The organism is Rhodospirillales bacterium (genome assembly GCA_016710335.1).
Classification (GTDB): domain Bacteria; phylum Pseudomonadota; class Alphaproteobacteria; order Rhodospirillales; family Defluviicoccaceae; genus JADJXQ01.
Map to the genome: position 1 here is coordinate 105,778 of JADJXQ010000007.1, position 25,940 is coordinate 131,717.

Genomic DNA, 25,940 nt, shown 5'->3' on the forward strand with positions numbered 1-25,940 from the left:
TGAAGGTTTGCATGCTGCGGTTCCCAAACTCAGGAGGCGAGAGTCTCGAACACGTCCGCGCCGGGCGACCGGCGAAGGATGTGGCGGTGGTGCCACAACGCGTAGAACAGCAGCGCCCAAGCCGCCTTGCCGGCGCGCCGGTCGCCCGCCTCGGCTTTAGCGAACAGGCCGAGCGCGGCATGGGGCCGGCACGCTTCTGCCACTCCCGGCTGCGCCGCGACCAGCGGTCCCAGCTCCGCAGCGCGCCGCGCGATCCACGTCCCCACCGGCACCGTGAAGCCGCGCTTGCGCGCCGTCGCCTCCGCCGGCGGACAGGCGGTATCGAGCCACTGCCGCAGCAACCGCTTGCCGAGCCCGCCGCTCACCTTCAGCGAGTCCGGCAGGCGGAAAGCGAAGTTGGCAAGGGTGCAGTCCAGCAGCGGCACGCGACCCTCGACGCCGTGCGCCATCAGGCAGCGATCGAGCTTGTTCAGGAGATCGTTGGGGAGCCAGTCGGCGCAGTCCACCGCCTGCAGGTGCTGCAGCGGCGAGCGTTCCGGATCGGCCACCGCCGCATCCGTCGCGGCAAGGCCGTCCCGCCATGACCTGCCATCCCGCAGGACGCCGAGGCCGTCGAACGTACCGCGGGCACGCATGGGACGACCGCCGAGCAAGCGCGAGCGCAGGGCGCGGCGGTAGCGGCCGTAGCCGGCGAAGATTTCGTCGCCGCCCTCGCCGGTCAGCACCACCTTGATGCCGGCCGCGCGCGCGGCGGCTGCCAGCTTGTAGGTCGGCAACGTGGCATAGTCCAGTGCCGGATCGTCCATGCACGCAGCCACCGCCGGAAGAAGAGTCCAAAGGTCCTGCTCATCGAATTCCACCTGCACGTGTTCTGCTCCGACCGTCTTGGCGACTGCACGAGCGCGCTCGCGTTCATCTTCGGCGTCCGAGCCCGGGAACCAGGCCGTTAACGCCAGCACCGGCCGGTCGTTCAATTCCGCCATGACCGAGAGAACCGCCGACGAGTCGACGCCGCCCGAGAGGAACATGGCGTAGGGCACGTCAGACCGCTGGTGGACGCCGACGCTGTCCCGCAGTTCCGCCTGCAGGCGGTCGAGCGCCTCCTTTTGTGCAATGGGAATCGGGGCGCCGGTGGGAAGCGCCAGGCGTCTGCGCCGGTCGACGATGCGCCCCTGCTCGACGACGATCGTCTCCCCCGGAAGCACCCGCTCGATCCCGCGAAACGGTGTCCGGCTGCCGGTGGTGAATTGGAGTTGCAGCAGTTCGTCGCGGACGTCCGGGAGCAGCGCCGGTTCGACGAGACCGGCAGCAATCAATGCCTGAGGCTCGGACGCGAATGCCAAGCCGGCGGCGGTTTCGGCCAGGTAGAGCGGCTTGATGCCGAACGGATCGCGGGCGAGGACGAGGCGCGGGAATTCGTCGCTGTCGTGGCGCGGATCATGGATGGCGATGGCGTACATGCCCCGCAGGTGGTCGGCGAACCCGTCGCCATGGCGGAGATAGAGCTGAAGCGGCGCTTCGCAGTCGGAGCCGGTCGCGAACAGGGCCGCGCCCATTTCCGCACGGAGCGCCAGGTCATTGTAGATCTCGCCATTGCCGACCAGGGCGACCCAGCCGTCGCGATCGTCGTCATCCGCATCCCCGGTCGCCGCATAGAGCGGCTGATCGCCTGTCTCGAGATCGACGATGGCGAGTCGCGTATGCACCATGCCGACGTTGCCGGATACGTATCGGCCGCGGCCATCGGGGCCACGGTGGGCAAGGGCGGCGCTCAAGGTTTTCAGCACCTCCTCCCCCGGCGGGCGTCCGTTCCGCGTCATCATGCCGGCTATGCCGCACATCAGCGCGGCCCATCCCTTGAACCCGCGACCATCTCGAAGAAGCGCCGGTAGCGGGCGACAACCTTGGCTTCGGTGTAGCTTGCTTCGAACGCCGCACGGCCCCCGGCGATCAGGCGCTCGGTGAGAAGAGGGTCGCGGAACACAGCCCGCGCGGCACGAGCGAGTTCGATGGCATCGTCCACCGGCACCAGCAATCCGCTCGCACCGTCGGTGATCAACATGCCGGGCCCCTGGCTGGCGGCGGCGATGACCGGCACCCGCTGCGCCCACGCTTCGAGAACGACGTTGCCAAGCGGCTCGTGCCGCGACGGACAGACAAGCGCGTCGCAGGCCGCCAACAGCGCCGGGACATCGTCGCGCCAGCCGAGGAAGCGCACGCGCGGCTTGACGCTGGTGCGCTCGGCTAAGGCTTCCAGGAACGCCCGCTCGGGCCCGTCTCCGGCAAGCCACAGGTAGGCGTCCGGCAGGCGCCCCATAGCCTCGATCAGCACGTCGAAAGCCTTGTTCCTGTGCAGCCGTCCGAGCCCCAGAAGCAACGGCGTCGTCTCGGGTGTGTAGAGCGTGCGGCGTGCGACCGGCGGCGCCGGCGCTTCGTCCGCAAAGTTCGGCAGGTAGTGCACCCGGTCAGCGTCGAAGCCCTGCTCGACCAGATGAGCGACGATGTCTTCCGTATTGGCGACGAGGTGGTCGCACGCTCGATAGTACTTGAGATCGTAGTAGCCACCCAGACGGCCGACGTGGACGAAGTCGCCGGACGGACACAGCATGGTGGCCCGATTCATCCAGGTCATGACCACGTCCGGCTTGAAGGCGCGGATTTCCCGCCGCAACCGCCAACGGGTGCTGAGATCCAGCGGGCCGCCGAACGGCAAGCGCACCGTCCCGACGCCTTCGGATTCCAGCTCGGCGGCGCGCGCCCCTGCATCGCGGACGATGGCGCGCACCTCCAATCCTGCCCTCGCCAGGGCCGGAACCAGGCGCTGAAAGAACGCCTCCGCGCCGCCGCGCTCGGCGCCCGCCATGACCTGGATGGTTCGCATCAAGAGCCCGCCGCCGGTCGCCCGCTACCATTGTCGGTCGTCGGCTCGTCCCGTCGCAACTCGGTCTTTCGCAGATCGGCGGCAGTCACGTTGGCCTCCTCAAGGCTCGGCTGCTCAAGACTCGGTCCCTCGAGGGTCGCCTTGAGGTAGGAGAGCAACGGATATAACCCGGCGCAGAGGGCGATCAAGAAACCCCAGTTCCCCTCGCGGTACCCCTTGCGCCCGACGTAACATTTGAAGAAGCGTGAGAACAGTCGCCGGACATTGGCGGAGAGTGATCCGACGTCGCCGGAATCGCGAAGATCGCTGGCGCGAGCCGACGTGTAGCGGTCGAGACGCAGGATCATGTCGGAAATGTTGCGATCGACGCGATGCTCGATCGGGTTGTTTAGTCGCGGACCTTGGCGACCACGTAACGCAAGGCGCGGGTGCACCCGCTGATCTCCCCAGGACTTGGCGGACTTGCGAAACAGCCGAGGCACGGCAGCCGTTCCGAAAGAGCCTCCCCAACCCCAGCGCACCAGACGCTCACCGATGTAATTATCTACGGGAATCTCGTGCCAATCGAACGGCGACGCGGCGACGACGGAGCGGACCTCCGCCGCCAGCGCCGGGGAGATGCGCTCATCCGCGTCCACCTCGATCACCCACGCGCTGCGGCAAGCGCTGATTGCGGTGTTGCGGCGAGGTCCCTCGTGTGGCCATGCGCCCGCAATGATGCGAGCACCTTGGCGCTCGGCGATGGATGCGGAGGCATCGGTGCAGCGATCGAGCACCACCACGATCTCGTCCGCAAAGGTGAGCGACGCGAGGCAGGCTGCGAGGCGCTGTTCCTCGTTGCGGGCGACCACCAGCGCCGAGAGCGGCCGCTCGCTCATGCTGCCTTCTCAAGCCGTCGCCACAGCGCGGCGGCCGCAGTCGCCACGGCATCCGGGGTCAGACCGTCCATCAGGGTCTCGGCATTGCGATGATCGAAGCCCGCCGGAAAGAGGTCCTGGTACTCGGCCGGCGGTCGCACGGTCGCCGAATGCTCGCCCCAGGGGGCATACAGCTCTTCGCGGCTCGGCCCGAACAGGCCGAGCGTCGGGATGCCGGCAGCGGCGGCGAGATGCATCAGCCCGGAATCGTTGCCGACGTAGAGAGCGGCGCGTTGCAAACATGCGTAGACCTCCAGGAGCGGCAAGCGGCCGACAAAGTCGAGACGCCGCTCCGGCGGTATCGCGTCGATGACCGGCCGCGCCGCATCCCGTTCGTCGGCGTGTGCGAAGATCGCCACGCGAGCGCCCTCAAGGATGCCGCCGGGCCCGGTCAGGCTCTCGATGAGGGTGACGAAGTGGGCCGCGCGCCAAGTCTTCGCTGCCCAGTTCGCGGTCGGACCAACAGCCAATACAGGCGCGCCTTCAGGAATCAGGCTGGCTGCGCGCCGAAGCTCGGCATCCGTTGTCCAGATGTGAGGTGCCGGCGGCCGCGCCTCGAGTCCGAGGACCCGCCCGAGAGACACGACGCGATGAACATCGTCTCGCGGGCGCCCCATCCGGCACCGCCTTCGCGCGGCGAGCAGATAGCTCCACGGCGTGTTGCGCAGGTCGATCACCATATCCCACCGGCGCCGCCAGCACGCAGACCACATCCCGAGCCAATGCGTGGAGAACCTGCGTTTTTCCAAAGGGATGATGCGTTCCAGCCCCGGTACGGCGGTGAACAGTGGCGCCGCTACCGGACCACACACCACCGTCACGCCGATGCCGGGGTGGCGGCGCAGGACATGGTCCAGAAGTCCGGTCGACAACACGGCATCGCCGATGCGCGTATAGGTGATGAACAGGATTCGCATGCATCCATGGTCGGCGCCGAGCGCCCGCGCCTCGGCAATATGAAAACAAGCCGACAAAGCAATCCTTCATTAGCCTGCGACCAGCTTGAAGCACTAGCATGGGCGCGCATCAGTTGCCAAGCCCGCCACCGGCCGTCGGCAGGCGGCGAGCCGTCCGCGTTCGACCACTCCGCGCTGGAATTGTGGAGAGCAGTTGCCTACCATTGCGTGGGAATCCAGCGGCATGAAGAAGATCATATTCTGGTTCGTGTTGGTCGGCATGACGGCGCTGTTCGCGGAGGCGGGCGCGGCGTTCGTGCTTTTTCACTCCGGATCCTTGCGGTCGAAGCAGGTCTATATCATCGACTATTCCGACGGATCGTCGGCGCTGGTGCAACTGGGAAAGAAGGTGCTCCGGAGGGCGAGCCTTCTGCAACGCGGCGGCGCTTTGCACACCGTTTCCGTCTCCAGCGACCCTTCCCCGCTCTACATTTACGACGAGACCCTCGGCTACACGATCGCGCCCGGGCTGTACCGGGTCTCCCTCACTAATCTGCGGGAGGAGCCGCCTGATCTTTACAAGTTCTGGGCCACGGTCGAGCCAAACGGGTCGAGAGCGACATCCCACGTCCCCCATTGCGCCGAGCGCACGGTATGGGTTTTTGGCGACTCGGTCGTATGGGGGTGGGGAAACAACGACGAGCAGACCTTCCCCTGGCTGTTGCAGGCTCGTTATCCGCACACCCGCTTTATCAATAACGCGCAGAACGGCTACGGCACGATCCACGCCCTGGTGCAACTGCGCTCGCTCGCCGGGCGGATCGACGCCGACGACCTCATCATCGTCGGCTATCAGAGCTACTTGAACAGGCGCAACGTGGCGTCGCCGAGCCGGCTGCGGGCAATCGATACTGCGCGATGGTCTGTGCACGACGCCGAGCGGGCCCGGCACCCTTACGGCGTGCTTGAGGACGGCCGGTTGCGCATCGAGTTCGTGGGCTTGAGTTGCGCGAGCAACGACGGCTGGTGCGACCAGCCCGATCCTCCGGAAGACGAGATGGTTGCGGTCAGCAAGGCAATATTCGCCGAGATCCGGGCGCTCACCGACGCGACCCTGGTCGTCGCCTACATGGAAGGCGAAGACGACGATCCGGTGATCGCCTTCCTTCGTGAACAGAATGTTCCGGTTGCCGACGCCCGGCCCAACGCAAGGGTCTACCAGGTCGACGACTTCGAGCCGTTCGACTCCCATCCCGGCCCGCTCGCCCAGTACCACTACCACCGCAAGATCGCGCAGTTTCTGGAAGAGAACGACTATCTGGATCGCTCCGCCGCCGGCTCCGCAGCCACCGGTCTGCGGGCTGCCGGCGAACCGAGGCCCCCTTGCGATGTGGACGCTGGGGCATACCGTTGAAAGCCGGAGGACCATGTCCCGTAGAGGAACCACATCGCGTTTGTTCCGCAGGAAAGACAACTGGTCAGATCTCACTGCAAATTCTCCCGCAGCGCACCCGACAAATCCTGTCCTGGATTGAACTTCTTCCGATCAGTAGCAAAGGCCTGCGCCATGCTTGGGATTTGGCAGCTCGTGGCATAGACTGGCCGTCATGGCGGAGCAAGAGGGACTTCATGAGGATTACCGGCGGGAAGTTCGAGTCCGCAGCGGCTCCGACCGGGCGTTCGGGCTGGTGTTCTCTGCGGTATTCGCGATCATCGGCGGCTGGCCGCTGATCGCAGGGGACGAGCCGCGGTGGTGGGCGGTTGTTATTGTCGCCGTTCTGCTGCTGGTGGCGCTGATCCGCCCGACACTGCTGGCGCCCCTCAACCGGCTGTGGTTCCGGTTTGGTCTGCTGCTGCACCGGATTGCTTCTCCGATCATGCTCGGGCTCCTGTTCTTCCTGACGGTGACGCCGACCGCCCTCATCATGCGCGCTCTTGGCAAGGACCCCCTCCGGTTGCGCATGGAGCCGGACGCGTCCACATACTGGATTGAACGCACGCCGCCCGGCCCCGATCCGGCGACGATGCCGAAGCAGTTCTGAAAGCTATGCAAGCGGGTGCCGCATGAGCTTCCTTGCCGAACTCCTGGACTTTCTGAGGGTGCGCCGCAAGTTCTGGCTGGTGCCGATCCTCATTATGATGATGCTGTTCGGCGGGCTGATCGTGCTGACCCAGGGCTCCGCGGTCGCGCCGTTCATCTACACGATTTTCTGAGCGGCCGGCGCTGATGAGAATCCTCGGCGTTTCCGCCTTCTATCACGACAGCGCCGCGGCGCTGATCGAGGATGGGCGGATCATTGCAGCCGCCCAGGAGGAGCGCTTTACCCGCAAGAAGCACGACCCCGGTTTCCCCGAGAACGCCATCCGCTTCTGTCTGAAGCACGCTGGTGTTCCGCTCGCCGCGATCGACCATGTCGCCTTCTACGACAAGCCGTTCCTCAAGTTCGAGCGCCTGCTCGAAACCTATGTGGCGTTCGCGCCGCGCGGGTTCACCTCGTTCCGCATGGCAATACCGGTCTGGCTCCGCGAAAAGCTCTTTCAAAAGGATCTGCTGCGGAAGGAATTCAAGACATTCGACGCGGACTTCGACTGGAAATCGAAGCTGTTGTTCGCGGAGCACCATCAGAGTCACGCCGCGTCGGCGTTCTTCCCGTCGCCCTTCCACGATGCCATCGTGCTGACCATGGACGGTGTCGGCGAATGGGCAACGTCATCGGTGGCGTTGGGCCGCGACAACCGTCTGGAGGTCTTGAAGGAGATCCACTTTCCGCACTCGCTCGGCCTGCTCTATTCCGCCTTCACCTACTACACCGGCTTCAAGGTCAACTCCGGCGAATACAAGGTGATGGGCCTCGCGCCCTATGGCGAGCCGCGCTACGCCCAGGTCATTCTAGACACTCTGATCGACCTCAAGGACGACGGCTCGTTCCGCCTCGACCAGTCGTACTTCAATTACTGCACCGGCCTGACCATGACCAGCGACCGCTTCGACGCCCTGTTCGGCGGGCCGCCACGAGCCGCCGACGAGCCGCTTGAGCAGCGGCACATGGATGTCGCAGCCTCGATTCAGGCCGTGACCGAGGAGGTGGTGCTGCGCATCACGCGAGCCCTGGCAAAGGAGGATCGGTCGCGCAATCTCTGCCTCGCCGGCGGCGTTGCGCTCAACTGCGTCGCCAACGGCAAGGTGCTGCGCGACGGCCGCTTCGAAAACCTTTGGATCCAGCCGGCAGCCGGCGATGCCGGTGGCGCTCTCGGAGCGGCACTCTGCGCCTACCACCTCTACAGAAACCAGCCGCGGATCGTCCCCAACGACCTCGACGCCATGGGGGGGGCCTTCCTCGGTCCGTCGTTCACGCAAGTGGAGATCGAGGAGCGCCTGAGCAGCGCCGGCGCGCGCTTCCGCGTCGTCGCGGATGACGCTGTGATCGAGGATGCTGCCCGTGCTCTCGTTGACGGCAAAGCGGTCGGCTGGATGCAGGGACGCATGGAGTTCGGACCGCGGGCGCTTGGCGCGCGCTCGATCCTCGGCGATCCGCGCTCACCGACCATGCAGAAGATGCTGAACTTGAAAGTAAAATACCGGGAGTCGTTCCGACCGTTTGCGCCGTCGGTGCTGCGCCAAGACGTGGCCGACTGGTTCGAGATGGAGGCCGACAGCCCCTACATGCTACTGGTGGCCGGCGTCGCCGAGAGCCGCCGACACGCCATGACGCCTGAAGAGTCGGCACTGTTCGGGATCGACAAGCTGAACGTGCCGCGCTCGGAGATCCCGGCCGTCACCCACGTGGACTATTCGGCCCGTATCCAAACGGTGCATCGCGACACCAATCCACGCTACCACGCCCTCATTTCGCGCTTCAAGGAGTTGACCGGCTGTCCGGTCGTCGTCAACACCAGCTTCAACGTCCGCGGCGAGCCGATCGTCTGCACGCCGGAGGACGCGTTCTACTGCTTCATGGGAACGGACATCGACGCGTTGGCGGTCGGCAACTGTTTGCTCGACAAAGCCGACCAGGACGCGGCCCTCAAGCGCGACTACAAAGGCGCATTCGCGCTCGATTAACCGTCTCGTTCGCACGCAGCCGTCCGCGCGAGCCTGTTCGGCTGGCGCAACGGGGTCACGCCGCCTGAGCCCGGCGCGCGTAGCGTTGCATCAGGGTCCACGAGAGACGCGTCAGCCAATCGCTCAAGCGGCCGTTCGGGTTAAGCCCCGCCGGTTTCAGCATCATGCCGACCGCCCGGCGGATGTGGTCCTGCCGATAGCAGGCGATGGCGCGCGCAGCATAGGCCTTCGCCGCACGCCGGCGGTCGTAAGGTTGTTCCGGCGTATTGGCGCAATGGTAGGCGTATGCCAACTCGTCGTCCTCAACCTCGCTGTTGCGCCGGATCACCACCATCAGGCGCCGCGCCCTGCTTAGTCGATCCTGCTCCTGGTAGCGCCGCATGTTGTCGTAGAACAGCTTGTAATGGCGAAACTCATCACCGGCGATCTTGTGGCAGATGAACTTGAGCACCGGCTCCGCGGTCGCGTCGCGCAGCGCAGAGTAAAGGGAACTGGTGCCGGACTCTACCACGCAGCGGGCCACCAACTCCCCCGCCCGCGAACCGCGCACCGAGGCATCAACGTCGATGGGGATGCTGTAGCAGTCGCGAAACATTTGAAAGCTCCGTCCATAGTCGAAGCTCGGATCGGCCAGTTCCGCCCAGCGGCCGAGGGCGTCGCCGTGCTGCACTTCCTCCTCGCCCCAGCGATCGATGTCCGCGCGGAAGGCGAGGTCGTCCCCGAACACGTTGTAAAGGTAGGAGACATAGTCGGCGGCGTTGCGCTCGACCAGAGAGGCCGCCTTGACCACCAGCAACATCTCCGCATCCACTTTTGCCGAGTCGAACCGGTCCCAGGGAACGTCGCTGAGCGTCCAGTGCTTCATGCAATCCTCAGTCTAAAAGCAGTTCGGGAAGGTTTGGACAAGCTAACGCGAGCCGGCGCGCGAGGTTCCGACAGTCACCGCCGATCCTGCCGAACTCGCCTGCAAATTTCAATAAGCTGCGCGACGTGGTAACCTGGGATGCCTCCGACCGAAACAGCGGCAACATGACGGAACACGACGAACGAGCAGATCCCGACGGCGAGGCTTACGAGACCGTCCAACTCCAGATCGCGGCGCGGGGCGCAGATTTGTGGCTGGTGCTGGAGGCGGCACAGTATGCGCGAATGCTGATTCGCGAGGAGCCGGCGTCGAGCCAGCAAGCCGATGTCGTGGACGCTTTCGCGCAGGCTTTTTCCGGCTACACGGAGAATTGGGAAGACAACACCGCACAGAACAGCTCAGCGGTACTCGAAGCGCTCGGCGCCCACCTGGACGCGCTTCGGGGCCAGGGCCTGCAGGTCCACTGGGCGATCGTCCAGCATAGCTACGAAACAGAGGACGCCGACACCACGACCATTCCGCTCGCCATCATCAGCGTGACACCGGATCTCTCGCCCACCATTCATCTGGCGATGCCCGACAATTTGGACATCGGCGACGAAGACTGAGCAGCAGTATTAGCACGGCTTGGCGTCAGCGTAGCTCGCCATGGAGCCGCGATGTGGTCGGAATACGCTTACGGCTATTCCGACCCACACCTCGTCCTTCCCTCACAATAAATTATAGAGAAACACGATCAGAATGCAGATCGGGCTGACGTAGCGGACGACGGCGTGCCAGATCTTGTGGCTGTTGCCGAGCTTCAACTCTTCCTCCGTCGACCGTGCCGCCATCGCCCAGCCGACGAATAGCGCGATCAACAGCGCCGTCAGCGGCAGCATGATGTTGGCGGTCAGGAAATCGAGCGCGTCGAATATGTTCTTGCCGAAGATCGTGATTTCCGACCACAGGTTGAAGGCGAGCGCCGAGCCGACGCCGAGCAGCCAGACCACAAACCCGGCGGCGATGGCGGCGGTCCTGCGGCTGATGCCGCCGAAGCGTCCCTCGGCGTACTCCACGGTCGGTTCGAGCAGGGAGATGGATGACGTCAGCGCGGCAAACACGACAAAAATGAAGAACAGCGTGCCGACGATCGCACCGCCGGCGGGCATCGCGCCGAACGCGATCGGCAGGGTGACGAAGATCAGCCCAGGACCGGCGCCCGGCTCCAGGTTGAACGCGAAGACGATCGGAAAGATTGCCATCCCCGCCAGCAGCGCCACCGTTGTATCGAGGATGCACACGATGACCGACGCCGACGGGATGGAGATGGACTTGGGCAGATAGGAGCCGTAGGCCACCATGATCCCCATGCCGAGGCTCAACGAAAAGAACGCGTGCCCGAGCGCGACCAGAACCGCCTCCCAGGTCAGCTTCGAGAAGTCCGCCGAGAACAGGGAAAGCAAGCCCGCGGGCAAATCCATCAGTGGCGAAGGCCGCGTAGCCGACGAGGATGAGAAGAATGATGAACAACCCCGGCATCAAGATCGTCACGCCCTTCTCAAGCCCGCTTTTTACCCCTTGCGCGACGATGGCGATGGTCAGGACCATGAACACCGTGTGCCAAGCGATGAGGCTGACCGGGCTCGCCAGCAAGCCGTTGAAGATACCCTCAATGGAGGCCGCAGCGGCTTGTGGATCCGCAGCCGCGGCGCTGAACTGGCCGCTGATCGCATACCAGATGTAGACCAGCGCCCAGCCGGCGATGACGCTGTAGAACGACAGGATCAGAAAGGAACCGATGACGCCGCTCCACCCGGCGATCTGCCAGATGCTCGACTTGTTCTCCTGTCGCGACAGCACCCGCATGCTGCCGATCGGGCTCTGCCCGCCGCGCCGGCCCACCAGGATTTCGGCCATCATCACCGGTAGGCCGATCAGCGCGATGCAGAAGAGGTACACCAGGACGAACGCACCGCCGCCGTACTCGCCGGTAATGTACGGAAATTTCCAGATGTTTCCGAGCCCGACCGCGGAACCGGTGGCGGCCAGTACGAACACCCAACGCGACGACCAGTACTCGCGCTTCCAGTACGAACTGGCAGCGGCATCCAAACGTCCGGCTATGCCTTTTCGCATGACGTCCCTCCGTTTCGCGCTCATTCAGCGTTCTACGTGATTTGACGCGCCGTCGCGCCCCGGGGCTTCATGCGGGCGCCGTGGCGCTCGTGGATGTCTCCGCCGGAACCCGTGACGCAGACTTATGGAACCTTTCCTCGGCGACCTGGTCGGCGACCAGGTTGGTTGGAAGGCCGTCCTGGCTCGCCCGCTCGAAGATCTCCATCAGCGTATCGAAGATGCCCTCGATGTGCTTGACGGCGGCGTCCCTGTCGAAGGTGCCGCTGTGCTCGTAGGAGACGTCGATGATGCCGCCGGCGTTGATCACGTAATCGGGCGCATAGAGCACGCCCCGCTCCATCAATTCAGTCCCGTGGCGATCCTCCGACAACTGGTTGTTGGAGGCGCCGGCGATGATGCGCGCATGCAGTTGCGGGATGGTGAGGTCGTTGATCACCGCGCCGAGCGCGCACGGTGCGAACACGTCGACGTCGAGCCCGTAGATATCGTCCGGCGCAACCGCGATGGCCCCCAGTTCGTCGACCGCGCGCTTGACGTTCTCCTCGTAGATGTCGGTGACCCAGAGCTTGGCGCCCGCCTCATGCAGCTGCCTGGCAAGCCGGAAGCCGACGTTGCCGACCCCCTGAATGGCGACGCGGATGCCATCGAAGTCCTCGCGGCCGAGCTTGTGCTTGATGGCCGCACGCATGCCGACGAATGTTCCGTAGGCGGTCGCCGGCGACGGATCGCCGCTCCGCATGCCGCCGCTTCCCGTACGTTTCTCCAAGACACCGGCAACGTGCGGCGTCTCACGGCCGATGACCTTTATGTCCTCCACCGACGTTCCCGAATCCTCGGCGGCGATGTAGCGCCCGCCCATGCGGTCAACGGCGCGGCCCATGGCGAGCAGCAGCGCCTCGCTCTTTTCGGTGCGCGGGTTGCCGATGATGACCGACTTGCCGCCCCCAAGATCGAGGTTGGAGACCGCGCACTTGTACGTCATGCCGCGCGACAGGCGGAGCACGTCGCGGAGCGCCTCCTCGGTCGAATTGTAGGGCCACATGCGGCAGCCGCCGAGAGATGGGCCGCGATTGGTGTTGTGGATGGCGATGATCGCCTTCAGGCCCGCCTCCGCATCGCGAAAGAACGCCACCTGTTCGTGACCGTCGAAATCGCGCGCATCGAACACGGTCATCAGCTTGTCCCTCCCTTGAAGTACCGCCGCCTACTCTGCCGCCGCCGCTTGCGGCGGGTTGTGGAAGGCCGCCAGGAGCCGTTCCTCCCGGGCCCGCGCTTTCTCCAGATGCGCCTCCTTGATGTGCTCGAAGCCGCGGATGTGATCCGGGATGGAAGCGATCTGCACCGCGAATTCGTGATTCTCCTGGTTGAGGCCGGCAAGCAGCTCGTCGATCCGGTTTTCGTACTCCCAGATCAGGCGTCGCTCCAGGCGGCGGTGCGGCTGGTAGCCGAAAACGTCGAGCGGCGTGCCGCGCAGCCGCCTGAACTTCGCCAGGAACCTGAAGGCGCGCAGCATCCACGGGCCGAACGGGCGTTTCTTGAGGTGTCCGGTGGCTGGATCGCGCTTCGCGATCATCGGGGGCGCCAGATGGAACTTTATGGTGTAGTCGCCCTCGAACCGATCTTCGATCTTCTGCAGGAAGTCTGTGTCCGTATACAGGCGCGCCACCTCGTACTCGTCCTTGTAGGCCAGCAACTTGGCGTAGCAGCGGGCGACGGCTTCGGCAAGGCCGGAGCGGCCGGGCGTCTGTTCGGACTCTGCCGCCTGTACCCGCCGCACCAGCGCCTCATACCGCTTCGCGTAACCCCGGCTCTGGTAGCCGGTCAAATGCTCGAAGCGTCGGGCCACGATGTCGTCCAGCGTCGTCGACAACGCCGGCCGCGCGGTCCGCGACCGAGTGAGTTCCTGAACCCGCGCGCCGTCGTGCGCAGCGCGCCGCCCCCACAGAAACGCCTTCTTATTGAACTCGGCGGCGACGCCGTTGATCTCGATCGCCCGCAGGATCGCTTCCTCCGACAGGGGCACCAGACCCTTCTGGTAGGCGAAGCCGACGAGGAACAGATTGCTGCCGATGGAATCGCCGAGCAGCGCCGTAGCGAGGCGGGTCGAGTCGATGAAGTGGGCGCCGCCCGGCACCGTCGAATCGTCGATGTCGCGCTGCATTGAGCCTGCCGGGAAGACGAAATCTGGGTTGCGCGTGAACCCGGAGGGGAATGATTCGTATGTGTTGACCACTGACCGGGTCAGCTCCGGATCGAGCTTGCCCAGGCCGTCGTAGCTGGCCGCCACCACCAGATCGCAGCCGAGCAGCAAGTTGGCGCGCCCGGCAGAAATGCGAACGGCATGAATATCCTCAGGCTTCGCGCTGATGCGCACATGGCTGGTGACCGCCCCGAACTTCTGGGCGAGGCCGGCCTGGTCGAGGATCGAGCAGCCCTTGCCCTCCAGGTGCGCCGCCATGCCGAGCAGCGCCCCGATTGTGACGACACCGGTGCCGCCGACGCCGGTGATCAGGATATTGTACGGCCGCTCCAACCCCGGCGCCGTCGGTTGCGGCAGATCCGGGAAGTCGTCGTCGGACATCGCAAGCGCGCTCTTGCGCACCTTGGCGCCTTCCAAGGTGACGAAGCTCGGACAGAAGCCGTCGACGCACGTGTAGTCCTTGTTGCAGGATGACTGGTCGATCTCCCGCTTGCGGCCGAACTCGGTCTCCAGCGGGATGACGGAGAGGCAGTTGGAGGTGGTCGAGCAGTCGCCGCACCCTTCGCATACCCACTCGTTGATGAACACCAGAGTATCCGGGTCAGGTGCGAGTCCCTTCTTACGGCGGCGGCGCTGCTCGGCGGCGCACACTTCTTCGTAGATGATGACCGAGGTGCCCTCGACCTCCCGCATCTCCCGCTGCACCTGCTCGAGGGAATGGCGTTCGTGGAACGTGACGCCCTCTGCATAGGCTTTGCGGACCTTGTGCTTGTCGAGGTCGTCGCTCACGACGGCAATGCGGCGGATGCCCTCGCCGGAGAGTTGGTGGGTCATGCTCGCCACGCTCAGGGGGCCGTCGAACGGTTGGCCGCCGGTCATCGCCACGGCGTCGTTGAAAAGGATCTTGTAGGTAATGTTGGCGCGGGAGGCGATCGCGGCGCGGATGGCCAAGAGCCCGGAATGGAAGTATGTGCCGTCGCCGAGGTTGGCGAAGATGTGCGGCTCGTCGGTGAACGGCGCCTGGCCGATCCACGGCACGCCCTCGCCGCCCATCTGCGTGAAGGTGTCGGTGCTGCGGTCCATCCAGGTCGCCATGTAATGGCAGCCGATGCCGCCCAGCGCCCGGCTCCCCTCCGGCACCTTGGTGGACTTGTTGTGGGGACAGCCGGAACAGTAGTGCGCGAGGCGCTCGATCACCGGCCGCGGCCGCGCCAGCGCTTCCTCCTTGCGGCGGAGGAACTCGAGCCGGTTCAGAATTCGCTCACTCGTATAGAACTGGGCGATGCGGGCGGCGATGATGCGGGCGATGCGGGCCGGGGTGAGCTCGCCGCCCGACGGCAGGATCCACTCGCCGGCCTCATCGAACTTGCCAACCACCCGCGGCCGCACCGCTTCGTCCCAGTTGTAGAGTTGCTCCTTCAACTGGTTCTCGATGACGCCGCGCTTCTCCTCGACCACCAGGATTTCTTCGAGGCCGCGGGCGAAATCGCGCATGCCGTGCCGCTCCAGCGGCCACACCATGCTGACCTTGTAGACGCGGAGCCCGATCTTGGACGCCAGCCCTTGATCGATGCCGAGGTCTTCGAGCGCCTGCATCACGTCCAGATACGACTTGCCGGTGCAGACGATGCCGAAGCGGGGGTTGGGGCTGTCGAGCACGGTGCGGTCGAGCTTGTTGGCGCGGGCGAAGGCGAGCGCGGCGTAGAGCTTGTAGCGCTGGAGGCGCATTTCCTGCTCGAGCGGCTTGTCGGGCCAGCGGATGTTGAGGGCGCCCTCCGGCATCACGAAGTCTTCGGGAATGACGATGTTCGGTCCGCCTGTATCCACCGACACGGACGCGGACGTATCGACATTCTCGGCGATGGTCTTGAAGCCGATCCAGCATCCGGAGAAGCGCGACAGTTCCCAGCCGTAGATGCCGAGATCGAGGATCTCCTGAACGTTCGCCGGGTGGAGGACCGGCATCATCGCGTCCATGAAGCTGTATTCGCACTGGGACGGCAGGGTCGACGACTTGCAGGCATGGTCGTCGCCGGCGATGGCGAGGACGCCGCCGAAGCGGGACGTGCCTGCGTTGTTGGCGTGCTTGAAGACGTCGCCGGTTCGGTCCACCCCAGGTCCCTTGCCGTACCACATGGCGAAGACGCCGTCGTACCTGGCGCGCGGGAACAGGTTGAGTTGTTGCGAGCCCCAGACTGCGGTGGCCGCCAGATCCTCGTTGACGCCCGGCTGAAAGCGGATGTGGTGCGGCTCCAGAAAGCGCTTCGCTGACCAGATCGCCTGATCCAGCCCGCCCAAAGGCGAGCCGCGGTAGCCCGAGATGAAGCCGGCGGTGTTGAGCCCTGCGGCCTCGTCTCTCTTGCGTTGCAGGATCGGCAGGCGCACCAGCGCCTGGATTCCGGTCAGGAAAATTTGCCCGGACTCGAGCGTGTATTTGTCGTCCAGCGTGGCGTAGGGATTGTGGAGAAGCGTTTGCTCGATATCGGGATTGGGCAGGTCCGCTTCTGGTTCTGCCCGTGCTTCCGCCGGCTGATCCATCCTCGTACTCCTCCCATGAGGGAACCGTCGCAGCTACGCCTTGTTGCCGACGCCTTGCCGTCCTGAGCGGTGATCGTCAGCACACCACCCCGAACCGTACGGAACCCATCAAGAGGATGCGCTCGTGGCAGCGCTGCTTGCAAGTCGGAATCGCGATGCACTCGATCAATCTTTTCCGCAAGACGATGAGGCTCTTCGGCGTGCGACCGGGCACACGCTGCTGTTGGCGAAGCGAGGCGCTTCCTCAACATGCGATGGTGCGAATGCGCTCGTTGCAACCCCAAACGCGCCGGTTGGCGCGCCCGTTCGAACGAAGTTCGACCTCTTGTTCAAATAAGGGGGCGACCATTCCTGAAGGAATGGCGCGCCCGACAGGATTCGAACCTGTGACCTTCGGCTCCGGAGGCCGACGCTCTATCCACTGAGCTACGGGCGCGCATCCGCGGCGGCTGGCGGCGCCGGATGTTCGTGGACCTTACCGCATTGGCGCCACGAGCGGCAAGCATCGGCGAATGTGGCGCGGGTATCGGCGCCGGAGGGCAGCGGCGCCGAGGGGTCGGTGATCCAGGCGGCGATGTCGGTCCACACCGTTTCCGCCTGCAGGTCGCGGAGCAGCATGTGGTAGCCGTCCTGGTAGAGGGCGACCCGGAGACAACCGCCGGGCTCCGCCGGCAGCCGCTCGAACATGGTCTGCACCGCCTCCCGGGGAATGAGTTCGTCGCGCTCGCCGTAGAGGATCAGCGCCGGTTCACCGATACGCGCCGCCGCGGCGAGGGCGGCGTCCATCAGACCGACGAGGCCGTAGATCGCGTCGACGCGCGTATCCTTGATCACCTTGGGATCGCGTCCCAGCGCCCGCAGCATCGCAACGTTGTCCGAGGGCCGAATGCCCAGGCCGCGGCCGGTCAACGTCAGTCCGGGGACGGTGTGGGCGGCGACCCACAGGACCGCCGCCTGGCCCCACCACATGGTGTCGCGGCCCCATACCGCCGGCGCCGCCAGAATGACGCCGTCCACCTCGGGCGGCGGTTGCTCGGCCATAGCCGCGATGACCACCGCCCCACCCATGCTCTCGCCGAGGAGGTAGAGCGGGAGGCCGGGGTGACGGCTTCGGATGCTCGCGACCGCGGTGCGGAGATCCCGTGTCAAGCTCTCCATGCCGGGCCAATAGCCGCGGCCGGGTGCTGCGCCGAATCCCCTTTGATCGTAGGCGTATGAGGCAATGCCGCGCGCCGCCAGCCAGGCGCCGGCAGCGGCGAAAAAGTTGCCGTAGTCGTTGAAGCCGTGGAGGGCGAGGATCACCGCCCGCGGCTTTCGCGGGTTGGGAAGCCAGGCGTGCACGGGGAGCAGAACGCCATCGTCGGCGCGGATCGCTTCGGCAAGGAGTTGCGGTTCGGACGCGGGCGGTCCTGCGGGCCGCACCACCGGGGTGCACGCGGTCGCCAACACAACAATGGCGAACACGAGGTTGCGGCAAAGCCTCAAGACGCGGCCGTGCTCCGTAGGTCGTCGCCGGTGCCCTCGTCGTCCGGTAGGCTGGTAAGGCGCAGGAACACGTCCTCCAGGTCGGCCTCGCGGGTCTGCAGGTCGACGATGGTGAGGCCGGCCCTTTGCACCGCCGTAAGCAACTCACCGCCCTGGATGCGGCTCGGCGGATAGTGGAACAATAACCGGTCGGGCCGCGGCAGTTCGACATTGTAGGGCGCGAGCGACTCCGGAATCGCCTTCATGGTTTCCGCCACCGTCACCGTCATTTCCTTCGAGTCGAGCCGGCGCAGCAGCGCCTCCGTCGTCTCGTTGGCGATCAGGCGGCCGTGGTTGATGATCGCGATGCGATCACACAGTGCTTCCGCTTCTTCCAGGTAGTGGGTGGTGAGCAGCACCGTCGTGCCCTGCTCCTGCAGGCGGCGCACAGCCACCCACAACTGACGGCGGAGGTCGACATCCACCCCCGCGGTCGGCTCGTCCAGCACCAGCACCGGCGGCGAATGGACCATCGCCTTGGCCACCAGCAACCGGCGCCGCATGCCTCCGGAAAGGGTGCGCGCATACGCCTCGGCTTGACGGGTGAGGCCGACGATTTCCAGAATTTCCGAGGTCCGTCGCTCTTTCTTCGGCACGCCATACAGCCCGGCCTGAACCTCGAGCAACTCCCGCGGCGTGAAGAACGGATCGAAGTTCAGCTCCTGCGGAACAATGCCGATGGCGCGGCGCGCCGCACGCATGTTGCGGTCGATGTCGTAGCCCCAGATGCGCGCCTCTCCGGACGTGCGGATGACGAGGCCGGCGAGGATGTTGATCAAGGTCGACTTGCCGGCGCCGTTCGGCCCGAGCAGGCCAAAGAACGACCCCTTGGGGATACAGAGGCTGACATCGCGCAATGCCCGCACCTCCGCCGAATTCTTGCGGGCGCGGTAAGTCTTGCTGAGCCCGACCGTCTCCACGGCAAACGCCGGCCCGGTGTCTGCGGACTGCGCGCTGGTCATGACGGTTCGGAGCCGTGGTGATTGATCATTTCGCGGCAATCGCTATCATCCGCGCGTTCGGTGCGTCAACGACATCCCGGAGACCGCGGTCTCCCGTCCTTGCTTGCAGATCATGAAAGTCTCGGCCGCCATGGACCCGGATCAAACCATCATCGTCGAGAGCCGTGTCGTCAGTTGCGACGGCGGCGGCGGGACGCTCGGACACCCCAACGTGTATCTGCGTATGGGCGACGAGGACGAAATCGTCTGTCCGTACTGCTCACGCCACTTCGTGCTGGCCAAAGGGGCCGACGCGGCGGCCGCGCACTGACCTCCGCACGTGGCGCCGACACCTCAGCCTCGGCACGTCTTCCTCGTCGACGGCTCCGCCTTCATCTTTCGCGCCTACCACGCGCTGCCGCCGTTGACCCGGCCGGACGGTACGCCGGTCGGCGCCGTGTACGGCTTCGTCAATATGCTGCTGAAGCTGATCCAGGACATGGATGCCGACCATGTCGCCGTCATCTTCGACACTGCCCGCCGCTCGTTCCGTAACGACATCTTCGCAGCCTACAAGGCACAGCGGCCGCCGCCGCCGGACGACTTGGTCCCCCAGTTCGCCCTGGTGCGCGAAGCGACGCGGGCCCTAAACGTCGCTCTGGTGGAGAGCGGCAACTACGAGGCCGATGACATCATCGCCACTTACGCCCGCCTCGCCCGCGAGGCCGGCGCGGCGGTCACCATTGTCTCCTCCGACAAGGACTTGATGCAGTTGCTCGGCAACGGCGTGGTGATGTTCGACGCCATGAAGAACCGGCGCATCGGCCCGGACGAGGTGCAGGAGAAATTTGGGGTCGGCCCCGAGAAAATGGTCGAGTTGCAGGCGTTGATCGGCGACCCGATCGACAACGTGCCCGGCGTCCCCGGCGTCGGCCCCAAGACGGCGGCGCAGCTTCTGTCAGAGTTTGGCAGCCTCGACGCGCTGCTGGATCGGGCGGCGGAGATCAGGCAGCCGAAACGCCGTCAGGCGCTGTTGGAACACGCGGAGGACGTGCGCGTGTCTCGCGAGTTGGTGCGTCTCCACGACGATGTCGCCGTGCCGCAGCCGCTTGAGTCGTTTGCCCTCGCCGAACCCGACCGGGAGACGCTGTGCGACTTCCTGGAAGCGCAAGGATTCAAGACGCTGCTTGCCCGCGTCCAGTCGGGTGTCGCCATCGGCAAGAGCCGCGCCGCCGTCTCAGTACCCCCACCACCAGCGTCCGCCGCGGTATATGAACTGGTGCAGGACGTGGCGGCGCTGCAGCGCTGGATCGAAGCGGCGACGAGCCTGGGCGCCGTCGCGGTCGACACCGAGACAACTTCGCTGGCGCCGTTCCGCGCCGACATCGTCGGCGTATCGCTCGCCCTCGCTCCCGACCACGCCTGCTACATCCCGCTCGCCCATACGACGCCCGGCGGCGCCGGCAAGCTGGCGCTCGATGCCGCCGAGGCCGTGCCGTCGCAGATCCCGTTGGGAACCGCACTCGCCCTACTGCGGCCGCTCTTGGAAGATCCTTCCGTCCTAAAGATCGGCCAGAACGTCAAGTACGACATGGAGGTTCTCGGGCGCTACGGCATCGCGATGGCGCCCATCGACGACACCATGATTCTGTCGTACGTGCTGGAGGGCGGCCTGCACGGCCACGGCATGGACGAACTGGCGAAGCTGCACCTCAACCGCGACACCATCACCTACAAGGACGTGACCGGCTCCGGCGCGGCGCAGATCCCCTTCGCGCACGTGCCGCTGGACCGTGCGATGGCCTACGCCGCTGAGGACGCCGACGTGACACTGGCGCTTCACCGCCACCTCAAGCCGCGGCTGCTGCCGGAACGCATGGTGAGCGTCTACGAGACCATCGAGCGGCCGCTGATACCGGTGCTGGCGGCGATGGAACAGGCCGGGATCAAGGTAGATGCCGCGTCGCTGCGCACGCTCAGCGCCGATTTCACCGACCGCATGGCCGATCTCGAGATCGAGGTGTACGCTCTCGTCGGACACCCGTTCAACCTCGGCTCGCCAAAGCAGTTGGGCCAGGTGCTGTTCGACGAAATGGGCCTGCCGGGCGGCAAGCGCAGCGGCAAGACCGGCGCCTACCAGACGGGCGCCGACGTTCTCGAGGAGTTGGCCGCGACCGGTCTCGAGTTGCCGTCGCGCATCCTCGACTGGCGCCAGCTGGCCAAGCTCAAGAGCACCTACGCCGACGCCCTGATCGAGCAGATCCACCCGGACACCGGCCGCGTCCACACCTGCTACGCCCAGGCGGTGGCGTCGACCGGGCGGCTTTCGTCCTCCGACCCCAACCTCCAGAACATCCCGATCCGTACGGAGGAAGGGCGCAAGATCCGTCGCGCCTTCGTCGCCCCCGACGGCTGCTTGCTGCTGAGCGCTGATTACTCGCAGATCGAGCTCCGGCTGCTCGCCCACGTCGCCGACATCGCCAGCCTCAAGGAGGCGTTCCGCGACGGCATCGACATTCACGCGCTGACTGCATCGCAGGTGTTCGGCGTCCCCGTCGCGGGCATGGACCCCATGATCCGCCGCAAGGCCAAGGCCATCAATTTCGGCATTATCTATGGCATCTCCGCGTTCGGTCTTGCGCGGCAACTGGGGATCCCGCGCGCCGAGGCCGGCCTCTACATCGACGCCTACTTCGAGCGGTACCCCGGCATCCGCGACTACATGACCCGCACGCGCGCCCAAGCACACGAGCAGGGCTGCGTGACGACGCTGTTCGGGCGGAAATGCCACATTCGCGGCTTGAAGGACCGCAACACCTCAGTCCGCAACTTCGCGGAGCGGGCCGCCATCAACGCCCCGATCCAGGGGGGAGCGGCGGACATCATCAAGCGCGCCATGGTCCGCATCCCGCGGGCGCTCGATCGGGTCGGGCTGGCGGCGCGGATGCTGCTGCAGGTTCACGACGAACTGGTGTTCGAGGTGCCCGCAACCGAGATCGACGCAACCCGCGCCGTCGTCACCGAGGTCATGGAAGCGGCGGCGCATCTGGACGTACCGCTCACCGTCGACACCGGTGTCGGTCCGAACTGGGACGATGCCCATTAGCGACGGAATGCCGTTCGACACCCTTGAGTCTCGGTGGTTCTTCGAAGCGTCTTCTATGCGAAGCGCGCCGGAGGTAGAGGCCTGGTTCCTCTCGCGAAAATCAACGGATCCGGCGACAAGCGCCCGAGAGACGGATCCGCCGCAGTGGCGAACGGACCGGTACCTCGTCGTCCCCGGAACCGCGGACATCGCGATCAAGCTCCGGGAAGGGCGGTTCGAGGTCAAAGGCAAGGTCGCCGACTTGGGCATGCAGACGTTCGAACCCGGCGCCAGCGGACGGATCGAGCGGTGGATGAAGTGGTCTTGCGACATGGAGGCGGACGGCGAGCAGACGAGGCCCCGCGGCGGTTGGCTTGGTTGCGCCGATGTCGACGATGCTGCTCTGCCGGTGGCGAAGCAGCGTCTCATGAGAACGTTCCACATCGGCGAGTCCCCCGCGGCCATGGCCGCCGCAGCTACCGAACCGGAAAAGGACCGGCTCATGGATTTCGAACTCACCCGCATCCGCCTCGGCGATGCGGCAGCCGATACGCACTGGTCGCTGGCATTCGAAGCTTCACCGTACGGCCCCGGCCTAGCCGAGGTCTTCCGTCGCATAGCGGCGGAGTTGCTGCGCGACTGGCCGGGGCCACCGCTCGGCGCCGAAGCGTCCATGTCCTATGCAAGCTGGCTATCAGGCATCGCCGAGCGACAAGCTGGGCAGTGACCTGACAACGATCAAGCACTATTTACATTTAGGACAAGTCACGACGCGGCATGGGGCCGCAAATCGACCAGTGGAGCAGACCGCAGCATGCCGAAATCAATCACCACCTGGATCCTCGTCGCTGATGGCGCGCGGGCCCGGTTGTTCGTAAACGACGGGGTCGGGAAAGGCATCAAGCCGGCGCTGGAGCAGGAGTTCATCGGCACCAATCTGCCAAGCCGGGAGATTGCCAGCGATCGGCCGGGACGTTCGTTCGACAGCGGCGGCGAAGGCCGCCACGCCATGGAGCCGCCGACCGATCCGCAACGCTATGGAAAACAGTTGTTTGCGCGCACGATCGCTGGTGTTCTCGAAGATGCGCGCAAGAAGAACGCGTTCGAGCGCCTTGTCATCGTCGCGCCGCCGCGGGCGCTCGGTGATCTCCGCTCCGAGTTCGGGACGGAGCTGACGGGTATGGTGACCGCGGAGCTGAACAAGGACCTGACCAAGGTCCCGACCCGCGACCTGCCGGACCACCTCGGCCAAGTCATGGCAGTCTGACACAACTGCCGCCCCGCTTGGCGGGAGGATACATGGTACCGTCAGGCTCTCAGCTAACGAGTGGAGGAGCAGGCGTGCAGATCAAGACCAAGGATGCCTATCGGGACGCTCTCGATCGTATCAACCAATTGCGGGGCGCCGGCCGCAGTCCGGAACGCACCACTGAGATCGCCGAGCTGGAAGCCGCGGTTGCCGCTTATGAGGCGGCGCCCGATCAGCCCGACACGACTCCCGGCAAACCGACCCCCAGTCCCTACGAGAAACCATCCTGACAGCACAAGGTTGGGTCATGCCGTCACAGCAACCCGTTGCGCAAGCCGATACCCGCATCGAACGCGACAGCCTGGGTGAACTGGCGGTTCCCGCCGATCGCTACTGGGGCGCGCAGACCCAGCGGTGCCTCAAGTTCTTCGACATCGGCGACGAGCGTATGCCGATCGAGGTGGTGCGGGCGCTGGCGGTGATCAAGAAAGGGGCGGCGCAGGCGAACTGCGAACTGGGCAAACTTCCTGACGATATCGCGCAATTGATCATCGCGGCGGCCGATGACGTGATCGCCGGCAAGCTCGACGACCACTTCCCGCTGAACGTGTGGATGACCGGCAGCGGCACCCAGTCGAACATGAACGTCAATGAGGTGGTCTCCAACCGTGCCATCGAGATGGCCGGCGGCGCGATGGGCAGTCGCGCCCCCGTCCACCCAAACGACCACGTCAACATGTCGCAATCGTCGAACGACGTGTTTCCGACTGCGATGTACGTGGCCACGGGGGTCATGCTCCACGACCGGCTGATCCCCAACGTGCGCGCTCTCCGCGACGGCCTCGACATGCATGCCAGGGCGTGGGCGGACATCGTCAAGATCGGCCGCACCCACTTGCAGGACGCGGTGCCGCTGACGGTAGGGCAGGAGTTCTCGGGCTATGTGGGGATGCTGGACGACAACGTGGCGCGCATCGAAGGCGCCCTGCCCAACCTCTACCAGCTGGCGATCGGCGGAACAGCGGTCGGCACCGGGCTTAACGCGCCGCCAGGCTTCGGCGACCGCGTCGCGCGCCACATCGCCGGGCACACCGGTCTGCCCTTCGTATCGGCGGCCAACAAATTCAATGTGCAGGGCGCCCACGACGCCCTCGTGATGGCGAGCGGCGTGCTCAAGACCCTGGCCGGCTCCCTCTACAAGATCGCCAACGACATTCGCCTGCTCGGCGCGGGGCCACGGTGCGGGCTCGGCGAGATGTTGCTGCCGGCCAACGAGCCGGGCTCCTCGATCATGCCGGGTAAGGTCAACCCTACCCAGTGCGAGGCACTGGCCATGGTCGCGGTCCAGGTCATGGGCAACGATGTCGCCGTAGCATTATCCGGCGCCGGCGGGTTCCTGGAAATGAACGTATACAAGCCGGTGATGATCTACAACGTCCTGCAGTCCGCCAGGATCGTCGCCGACGGTTGCCGGAGCTTCAACAATCACCTCGTCGCTGGGCTCCAACTCAACAGGGCCCAGATCGACGCCTACGTCGAGCGGTCGCTGATGCTGGTCACCGCCCTGGCGCCGCTCATCGGCTACGACAAGGCGTCGGAGGTTGCGCACAAGGCGCACCATGACGGCACGACCTTGAAGGAGGCTTGTCTGGCGCTTGGCTTCCTCACGGCGGAAGACTTCGACGCCGCGGTGGTCCCGGCACGCATGGTGGGATGAGCGTAGGCTAAGCGAGGCTCCCGGGCGGCCGCGGGAAATAAACGCTACACCGTCATAATCAGGGCGACCGCACCGAGCGCGAATGCCGCGATCAGGGCGCCGAAGAAGACCACTCGCTGCCAAGTATGGCCGAGTACAACCTGACCCTGCCGCGCCTTATCCGCATCCGGTGCATCTCCCGTCCGCGCTGCTGGTCGGTTGTCCCCCGCTGCTCGCTGCTTCGATGCCGACACCGTCACCTCCCTGAACCGTTCCACGATGTGCTGCAAGCCGCATTGACGTTCGCCACTGCCGTTGGCCGCCGCGCCCGCCGCTCAACAGCCCGGCCGGGGGGCGCCCCCCCGGCCCGGACACGCAGTGTTTTTGATCTTCGGAAAAGGCTACTGCTTGTTCCGCCCCGATCCGTCTTCGACCTTGAACTGAGGGTTCTGGCCGTGGCCCTCGACGTCGACGTTGCCGGGCAGCGGATCCATTTTTTTGGACGCCTCGGAGCCCGATGTCGTTGACGGGGTGCCCTCAGTCTTGAACTGAGGGTTCTGCCCGTGGCCCTCGACATCGACATTACCGGGCAGCGGAGCCGTGCGCGTCTCGACGCCCGACTGACCCTGGTTCATCATCGACTCTGGCGTGGCCTTCTTATCATCCTGCAAATTGAACTGGGGGTTCTGCCCGTGGCCCTCGACGTCCACGTTGCCGGGCAGCGGATCCATCTTCTTCTCCACGTCGCTCGCCGCGTTGGCTACCGCCCCAAACCCGCCGAGCGCGAATGCCACGGCAATGGCCGATGCTGTAAGCTGCTTCATTTCACTCTCTCCTGATCCGATTCAAGCCTGTCCTCGCAGTTCGTATGCGAAGATTGTGCGGCGCTCGCCGCTTTCACTATGCGGCCCAGCTTCGGCTGCACTCGGTTGGATTGCCGCACGTCTACGGGATAAGGCCAAACCCG

The 25,940-nt window shown here is 65.4% G+C and carries 22 protein-coding genes, 1 tRNA gene and 1 pseudogene; 11 read left to right on the forward strand and 13 right to left on the reverse strand.

Annotation, left to right across the window (positions count from 1 at the left end; translation table 11 throughout):
- Positions 1-29 precede the first annotated feature (29 nt).
- Genes asnB through IPM60_11945 form a run of 4 tightly spaced genes read right to left on the reverse strand, consistent with a single transcriptional unit; the run spans position 30 to position 4,715 of the window.
- A complete protein-coding gene (asnB, locus tag IPM60_11930) occupies positions 30-1,841 on the reverse strand; it encodes an asparagine synthase (glutamine-hydrolyzing) (GenBank protein ID MBK8908577.1) in 1,812 nt (603 codons plus the stop codon).
- Complete coding sequence (locus IPM60_11935; protein MBK8908578.1) at positions 1,841-2,881, reverse strand: glycosyltransferase; 1,041 nt, start codon at positions 2,879-2,881, stop codon at positions 1,841-1,843. Before IPM60_11935 ends, asnB begins: the two co-directional genes overlap by 1 nt.
- Complete coding sequence (locus tag IPM60_11940; GenBank protein MBK8908579.1) at positions 2,881-3,759, reverse strand: glycosyltransferase family 2 protein; 879 nt, start codon at positions 3,757-3,759, stop codon at positions 2,881-2,883. Before IPM60_11940 ends, IPM60_11935 begins: the two co-directional genes overlap by 1 nt.
- Complete coding sequence (locus IPM60_11945; GenBank protein MBK8908580.1) at positions 3,756-4,715, reverse strand: glycosyltransferase family 9 protein; 960 nt, start codon at positions 4,713-4,715, stop codon at positions 3,756-3,758. Before IPM60_11945 ends, IPM60_11940 begins: the two co-directional genes overlap by 4 nt.
- 223 nt (positions 4,716-4,938) lie before the next feature.
- On the opposite strand from IPM60_11945, the gene IPM60_11950 reads away from it, so the two are divergent.
- From IPM60_11950 to IPM60_11965, 4 genes are all read left to right on the forward strand, one after another.
- A complete protein-coding gene (locus tag IPM60_11950; protein MBK8908581.1) occupies positions 4,939-6,108 on the forward strand; it encodes an SGNH/GDSL hydrolase family protein in 1,170 nt (389 codons plus the stop codon).
- Between the two features lie 193 nt (positions 6,109-6,301).
- Complete coding sequence (locus IPM60_11955) at positions 6,302-6,736, forward strand: hypothetical protein (protein MBK8908582.1); 435 nt, start codon at positions 6,302-6,304, stop codon at positions 6,734-6,736.
- Between the two features lie 22 nt (positions 6,737-6,758).
- Positions 6,759-6,908: a hypothetical protein gene (locus IPM60_11960; protein MBK8908583.1), complete on the forward strand. Its 150-nt coding sequence runs from the start codon at positions 6,759-6,761 to the stop codon at positions 6,906-6,908.
- A gap of 13 nt (positions 6,909-6,921) precedes the next feature.
- Positions 6,922-8,757, forward strand: coding sequence for a carbamoyltransferase (locus IPM60_11965; GenBank protein MBK8908584.1), 1,836 nt, complete (start codon positions 6,922-6,924; stop codon positions 8,755-8,757).
- 55 nt (positions 8,758-8,812) lie between these two features.
- Here the strand turns inward: IPM60_11965 and IPM60_11970 are convergent, their stop codons facing one another.
- Entirely contained in the window at positions 8,813-9,622 is an 810-nt protein-coding gene (locus tag IPM60_11970) for a ferritin-like domain-containing protein (GenBank protein ID MBK8908585.1), read from the reverse strand.
- A gap of 164 nt (positions 9,623-9,786) precedes the next feature.
- On the opposite strand from IPM60_11970, the gene IPM60_11975 reads away from it, so the two are divergent.
- Positions 9,787-10,230, forward strand: a complete 444-nt coding sequence (locus tag IPM60_11975; GenBank protein ID MBK8908586.1) for a hypothetical protein — start codon at positions 9,787-9,789, stop codon at positions 10,228-10,230.
- 102 nt (positions 10,231-10,332) lie between these two features.
- Here the strand turns inward: IPM60_11975 and IPM60_11980 are convergent.
- The 6 genes and pseudogenes from IPM60_11980 to IPM60_12005 all read right to left on the reverse strand — a co-directional run bounded on the left by IPM60_11980 (position 10,333) and on the right by IPM60_12005 (position 18,964).
- Positions 10,333-11,740: pseudogene (locus tag IPM60_11980) on the reverse strand (sodium-dependent transporter).
- 67 nt (positions 11,741-11,807) lie between these two features.
- Entirely contained in the window at positions 11,808-12,914 is a 1,107-nt protein-coding gene (locus tag IPM60_11985; GenBank protein ID MBK8908587.1) for a Glu/Leu/Phe/Val dehydrogenase, read from the reverse strand.
- A 30-nt stretch (positions 12,915-12,944) separates the two neighbouring features.
- Complete coding sequence (locus tag IPM60_11990) at positions 12,945-16,478, reverse strand: indolepyruvate ferredoxin oxidoreductase family protein (protein MBK8908588.1); 3,534 nt, start codon at positions 16,476-16,478, stop codon at positions 12,945-12,947.
- 360 nt (positions 16,479-16,838) lie between these two features.
- Positions 16,839-16,914: transfer RNA gene (locus tag IPM60_11995), tRNA-Arg, on the reverse strand.
- Complete coding sequence (locus IPM60_12000) at positions 16,905-17,963, reverse strand: alpha/beta hydrolase (protein MBK8908589.1); 1,059 nt, start codon at positions 17,961-17,963, stop codon at positions 16,905-16,907. The genes IPM60_11995 and IPM60_12000 overlap by 10 nt, the downstream gene beginning before the upstream one ends.
- Positions 17,960-18,964: an ABC transporter ATP-binding protein gene (locus IPM60_12005; GenBank protein ID MBK8908590.1), complete on the reverse strand. Its 1,005-nt coding sequence runs from the start codon at positions 18,962-18,964 to the stop codon at positions 17,960-17,962. Before IPM60_12005 ends, IPM60_12000 begins: the two co-directional genes overlap by 4 nt.
- Before the next feature lie 130 nt (positions 18,965-19,094).
- On the opposite strand from IPM60_12005, the gene IPM60_12010 reads away from it, so the two are divergent.
- The 6 genes from IPM60_12010 (at position 19,095) to fumC (ending at position 24,994) form a co-directional block, all read left to right on the forward strand.
- Positions 19,095-19,274, forward strand: coding sequence for a zinc-finger domain-containing protein (locus tag IPM60_12010; protein ID MBK8908591.1), 180 nt, complete (start codon positions 19,095-19,097; stop codon positions 19,272-19,274).
- A 9-nt stretch (positions 19,275-19,283) separates the two neighbouring features.
- Positions 19,284-22,049 carry a DNA polymerase I gene (polA, locus tag IPM60_12015; protein ID MBK8908592.1) on the forward strand — a complete coding sequence of 922 codons (2,766 nt, stop codon included), beginning with the start codon at positions 19,284-19,286 and terminating at the stop codon, positions 22,047-22,049.
- The gene (locus tag IPM60_12020) at positions 22,039-22,755 is read left to right on the forward strand and encodes a hypothetical protein (protein ID MBK8908593.1); all 717 of its coding nucleotides are present in this window, start codon (positions 22,039-22,041) and stop codon (positions 22,753-22,755) included. The genes polA and IPM60_12020 overlap by 11 nt, the downstream gene beginning before the upstream one ends.
- An 87-nt stretch (positions 22,756-22,842) precedes the next feature.
- On the forward strand, positions 22,843-23,295 hold the full coding sequence (locus tag IPM60_12025) for a host attachment protein (GenBank protein MBK8908594.1): 453 nt from the start codon (positions 22,843-22,845) through the stop codon (positions 23,293-23,295).
- A 74-nt stretch (positions 23,296-23,369) separates the two neighbouring features.
- Positions 23,370-23,567, forward strand: coding sequence for a hypothetical protein (locus IPM60_12030; GenBank protein MBK8908595.1), 198 nt, complete (start codon positions 23,370-23,372; stop codon positions 23,565-23,567).
- Positions 23,568-23,584: 17 nt separating this feature from the next.
- Positions 23,585-24,994, forward strand: a complete 1,410-nt coding sequence (fumC, locus tag IPM60_12035; protein ID MBK8908596.1) for a class II fumarate hydratase — start codon at positions 23,585-23,587, stop codon at positions 24,992-24,994.
- A 44-nt stretch (positions 24,995-25,038) separates the two neighbouring features.
- Here the strand turns inward: fumC and IPM60_12040 are convergent, their stop codons facing one another.
- Together IPM60_12040 and IPM60_12045 are read right to left on the reverse strand one after the other, a co-directional pair.
- Positions 25,039-25,251 carry a hypothetical protein gene (locus tag IPM60_12040; GenBank protein MBK8908597.1) on the reverse strand — a complete coding sequence of 71 codons (213 nt, stop codon included), beginning with the start codon at positions 25,249-25,251 and terminating at the stop codon, positions 25,039-25,041.
- A 123-nt stretch (positions 25,252-25,374) separates the two neighbouring features.
- Positions 25,375-25,797 (reverse strand): hypothetical protein, encoded by a 423-nt coding sequence (locus IPM60_12045; GenBank protein ID MBK8908598.1) that lies wholly within the window; start codon positions 25,795-25,797, stop codon positions 25,375-25,377.
- Between the last annotated feature and the right edge of the window lie 143 nt (positions 25,798-25,940).

Excerpts from the sequence above, each read along its gene's own strand:
- IPM60_11965 (MBK8908584.1), top strand. The coding sequence starts at position 6,922 with ATGAGAATCCTCGGCGTTTCCGCCTTCTATCACGACAGCGCCGCGGCG.
- IPM60_11985 (MBK8908587.1), bottom strand. The coding sequence starts at position 12,914 with ATGACCGTGTTCGATGCGCGCGATTTCGACGGTCACGAACAGGTGGCG.
- IPM60_11940 (MBK8908579.1), bottom strand. The coding sequence starts at position 3,759 with ATGAGCGAGCGGCCGCTCTCGGCGCTGGTGGTCGCCCGCAACGAGGAA.
- IPM60_11955 (MBK8908582.1), top strand. The coding sequence starts at position 6,302 with ATGGCGGAGCAAGAGGGACTTCATGAGGATTACCGGCGGGAAGTTCGA.
- fumC (MBK8908596.1), top strand. The coding sequence starts at position 23,585 with ATGCCGTCACAGCAACCCGTTGCGCAAGCCGATACCCGCATCGAACGC.
- IPM60_11975 (MBK8908586.1), top strand. The coding sequence starts at position 9,787 with ATGACGGAACACGACGAACGAGCAGATCCCGACGGCGAGGCTTACGAG.
- asnB (MBK8908577.1), bottom strand. The coding sequence starts at position 1,841 with ATGTGCGGCATAGCCGGCATGATGACGCGGAACGGACGCCCGCCGGGG.
- IPM60_12010 (MBK8908591.1), top strand. The coding sequence starts at position 19,095 with ATGGACCCGGATCAAACCATCATCGTCGAGAGCCGTGTCGTCAGTTGC.
- IPM60_12005 (MBK8908590.1), bottom strand. The coding sequence starts at position 18,964 with ATGACCAGCGCGCAGTCCGCAGACACCGGGCCGGCGTTTGCCGTGGAG.
- IPM60_11945 (MBK8908580.1), bottom strand. The coding sequence starts at position 4,715 with ATGCGAATCCTGTTCATCACCTATACGCGCATCGGCGATGCCGTGTTG.
- IPM60_11950 (MBK8908581.1), top strand. The coding sequence starts at position 4,939 with ATGAAGAAGATCATATTCTGGTTCGTGTTGGTCGGCATGACGGCGCTG.
- IPM60_11935 (MBK8908578.1), bottom strand. The coding sequence starts at position 2,881 with ATGCGAACCATCCAGGTCATGGCGGGCGCCGAGCGCGGCGGCGCGGAG.
- IPM60_11970 (MBK8908585.1), bottom strand. The coding sequence starts at position 9,622 with ATGAAGCACTGGACGCTCAGCGACGTTCCCTGGGACCGGTTCGACTCG.
- IPM60_11990 (MBK8908588.1), bottom strand. The coding sequence starts at position 16,478 with ATGGATCAGCCGGCGGAAGCACGGGCAGAACCAGAAGCGGACCTGCCC.
- IPM60_12025 (MBK8908594.1), top strand. The coding sequence starts at position 22,843 with ATGCCGAAATCAATCACCACCTGGATCCTCGTCGCTGATGGCGCGCGG.
- IPM60_12020 (MBK8908593.1), top strand. The coding sequence starts at position 22,039 with ATGCCCATTAGCGACGGAATGCCGTTCGACACCCTTGAGTCTCGGTGG.
- IPM60_12045 (MBK8908598.1), bottom strand. The coding sequence starts at position 25,797 with ATGAAGCAGCTTACAGCATCGGCCATTGCCGTGGCATTCGCGCTCGGC.
- IPM60_11960 (MBK8908583.1), top strand. The coding sequence starts at position 6,759 with ATGAGCTTCCTTGCCGAACTCCTGGACTTTCTGAGGGTGCGCCGCAAG.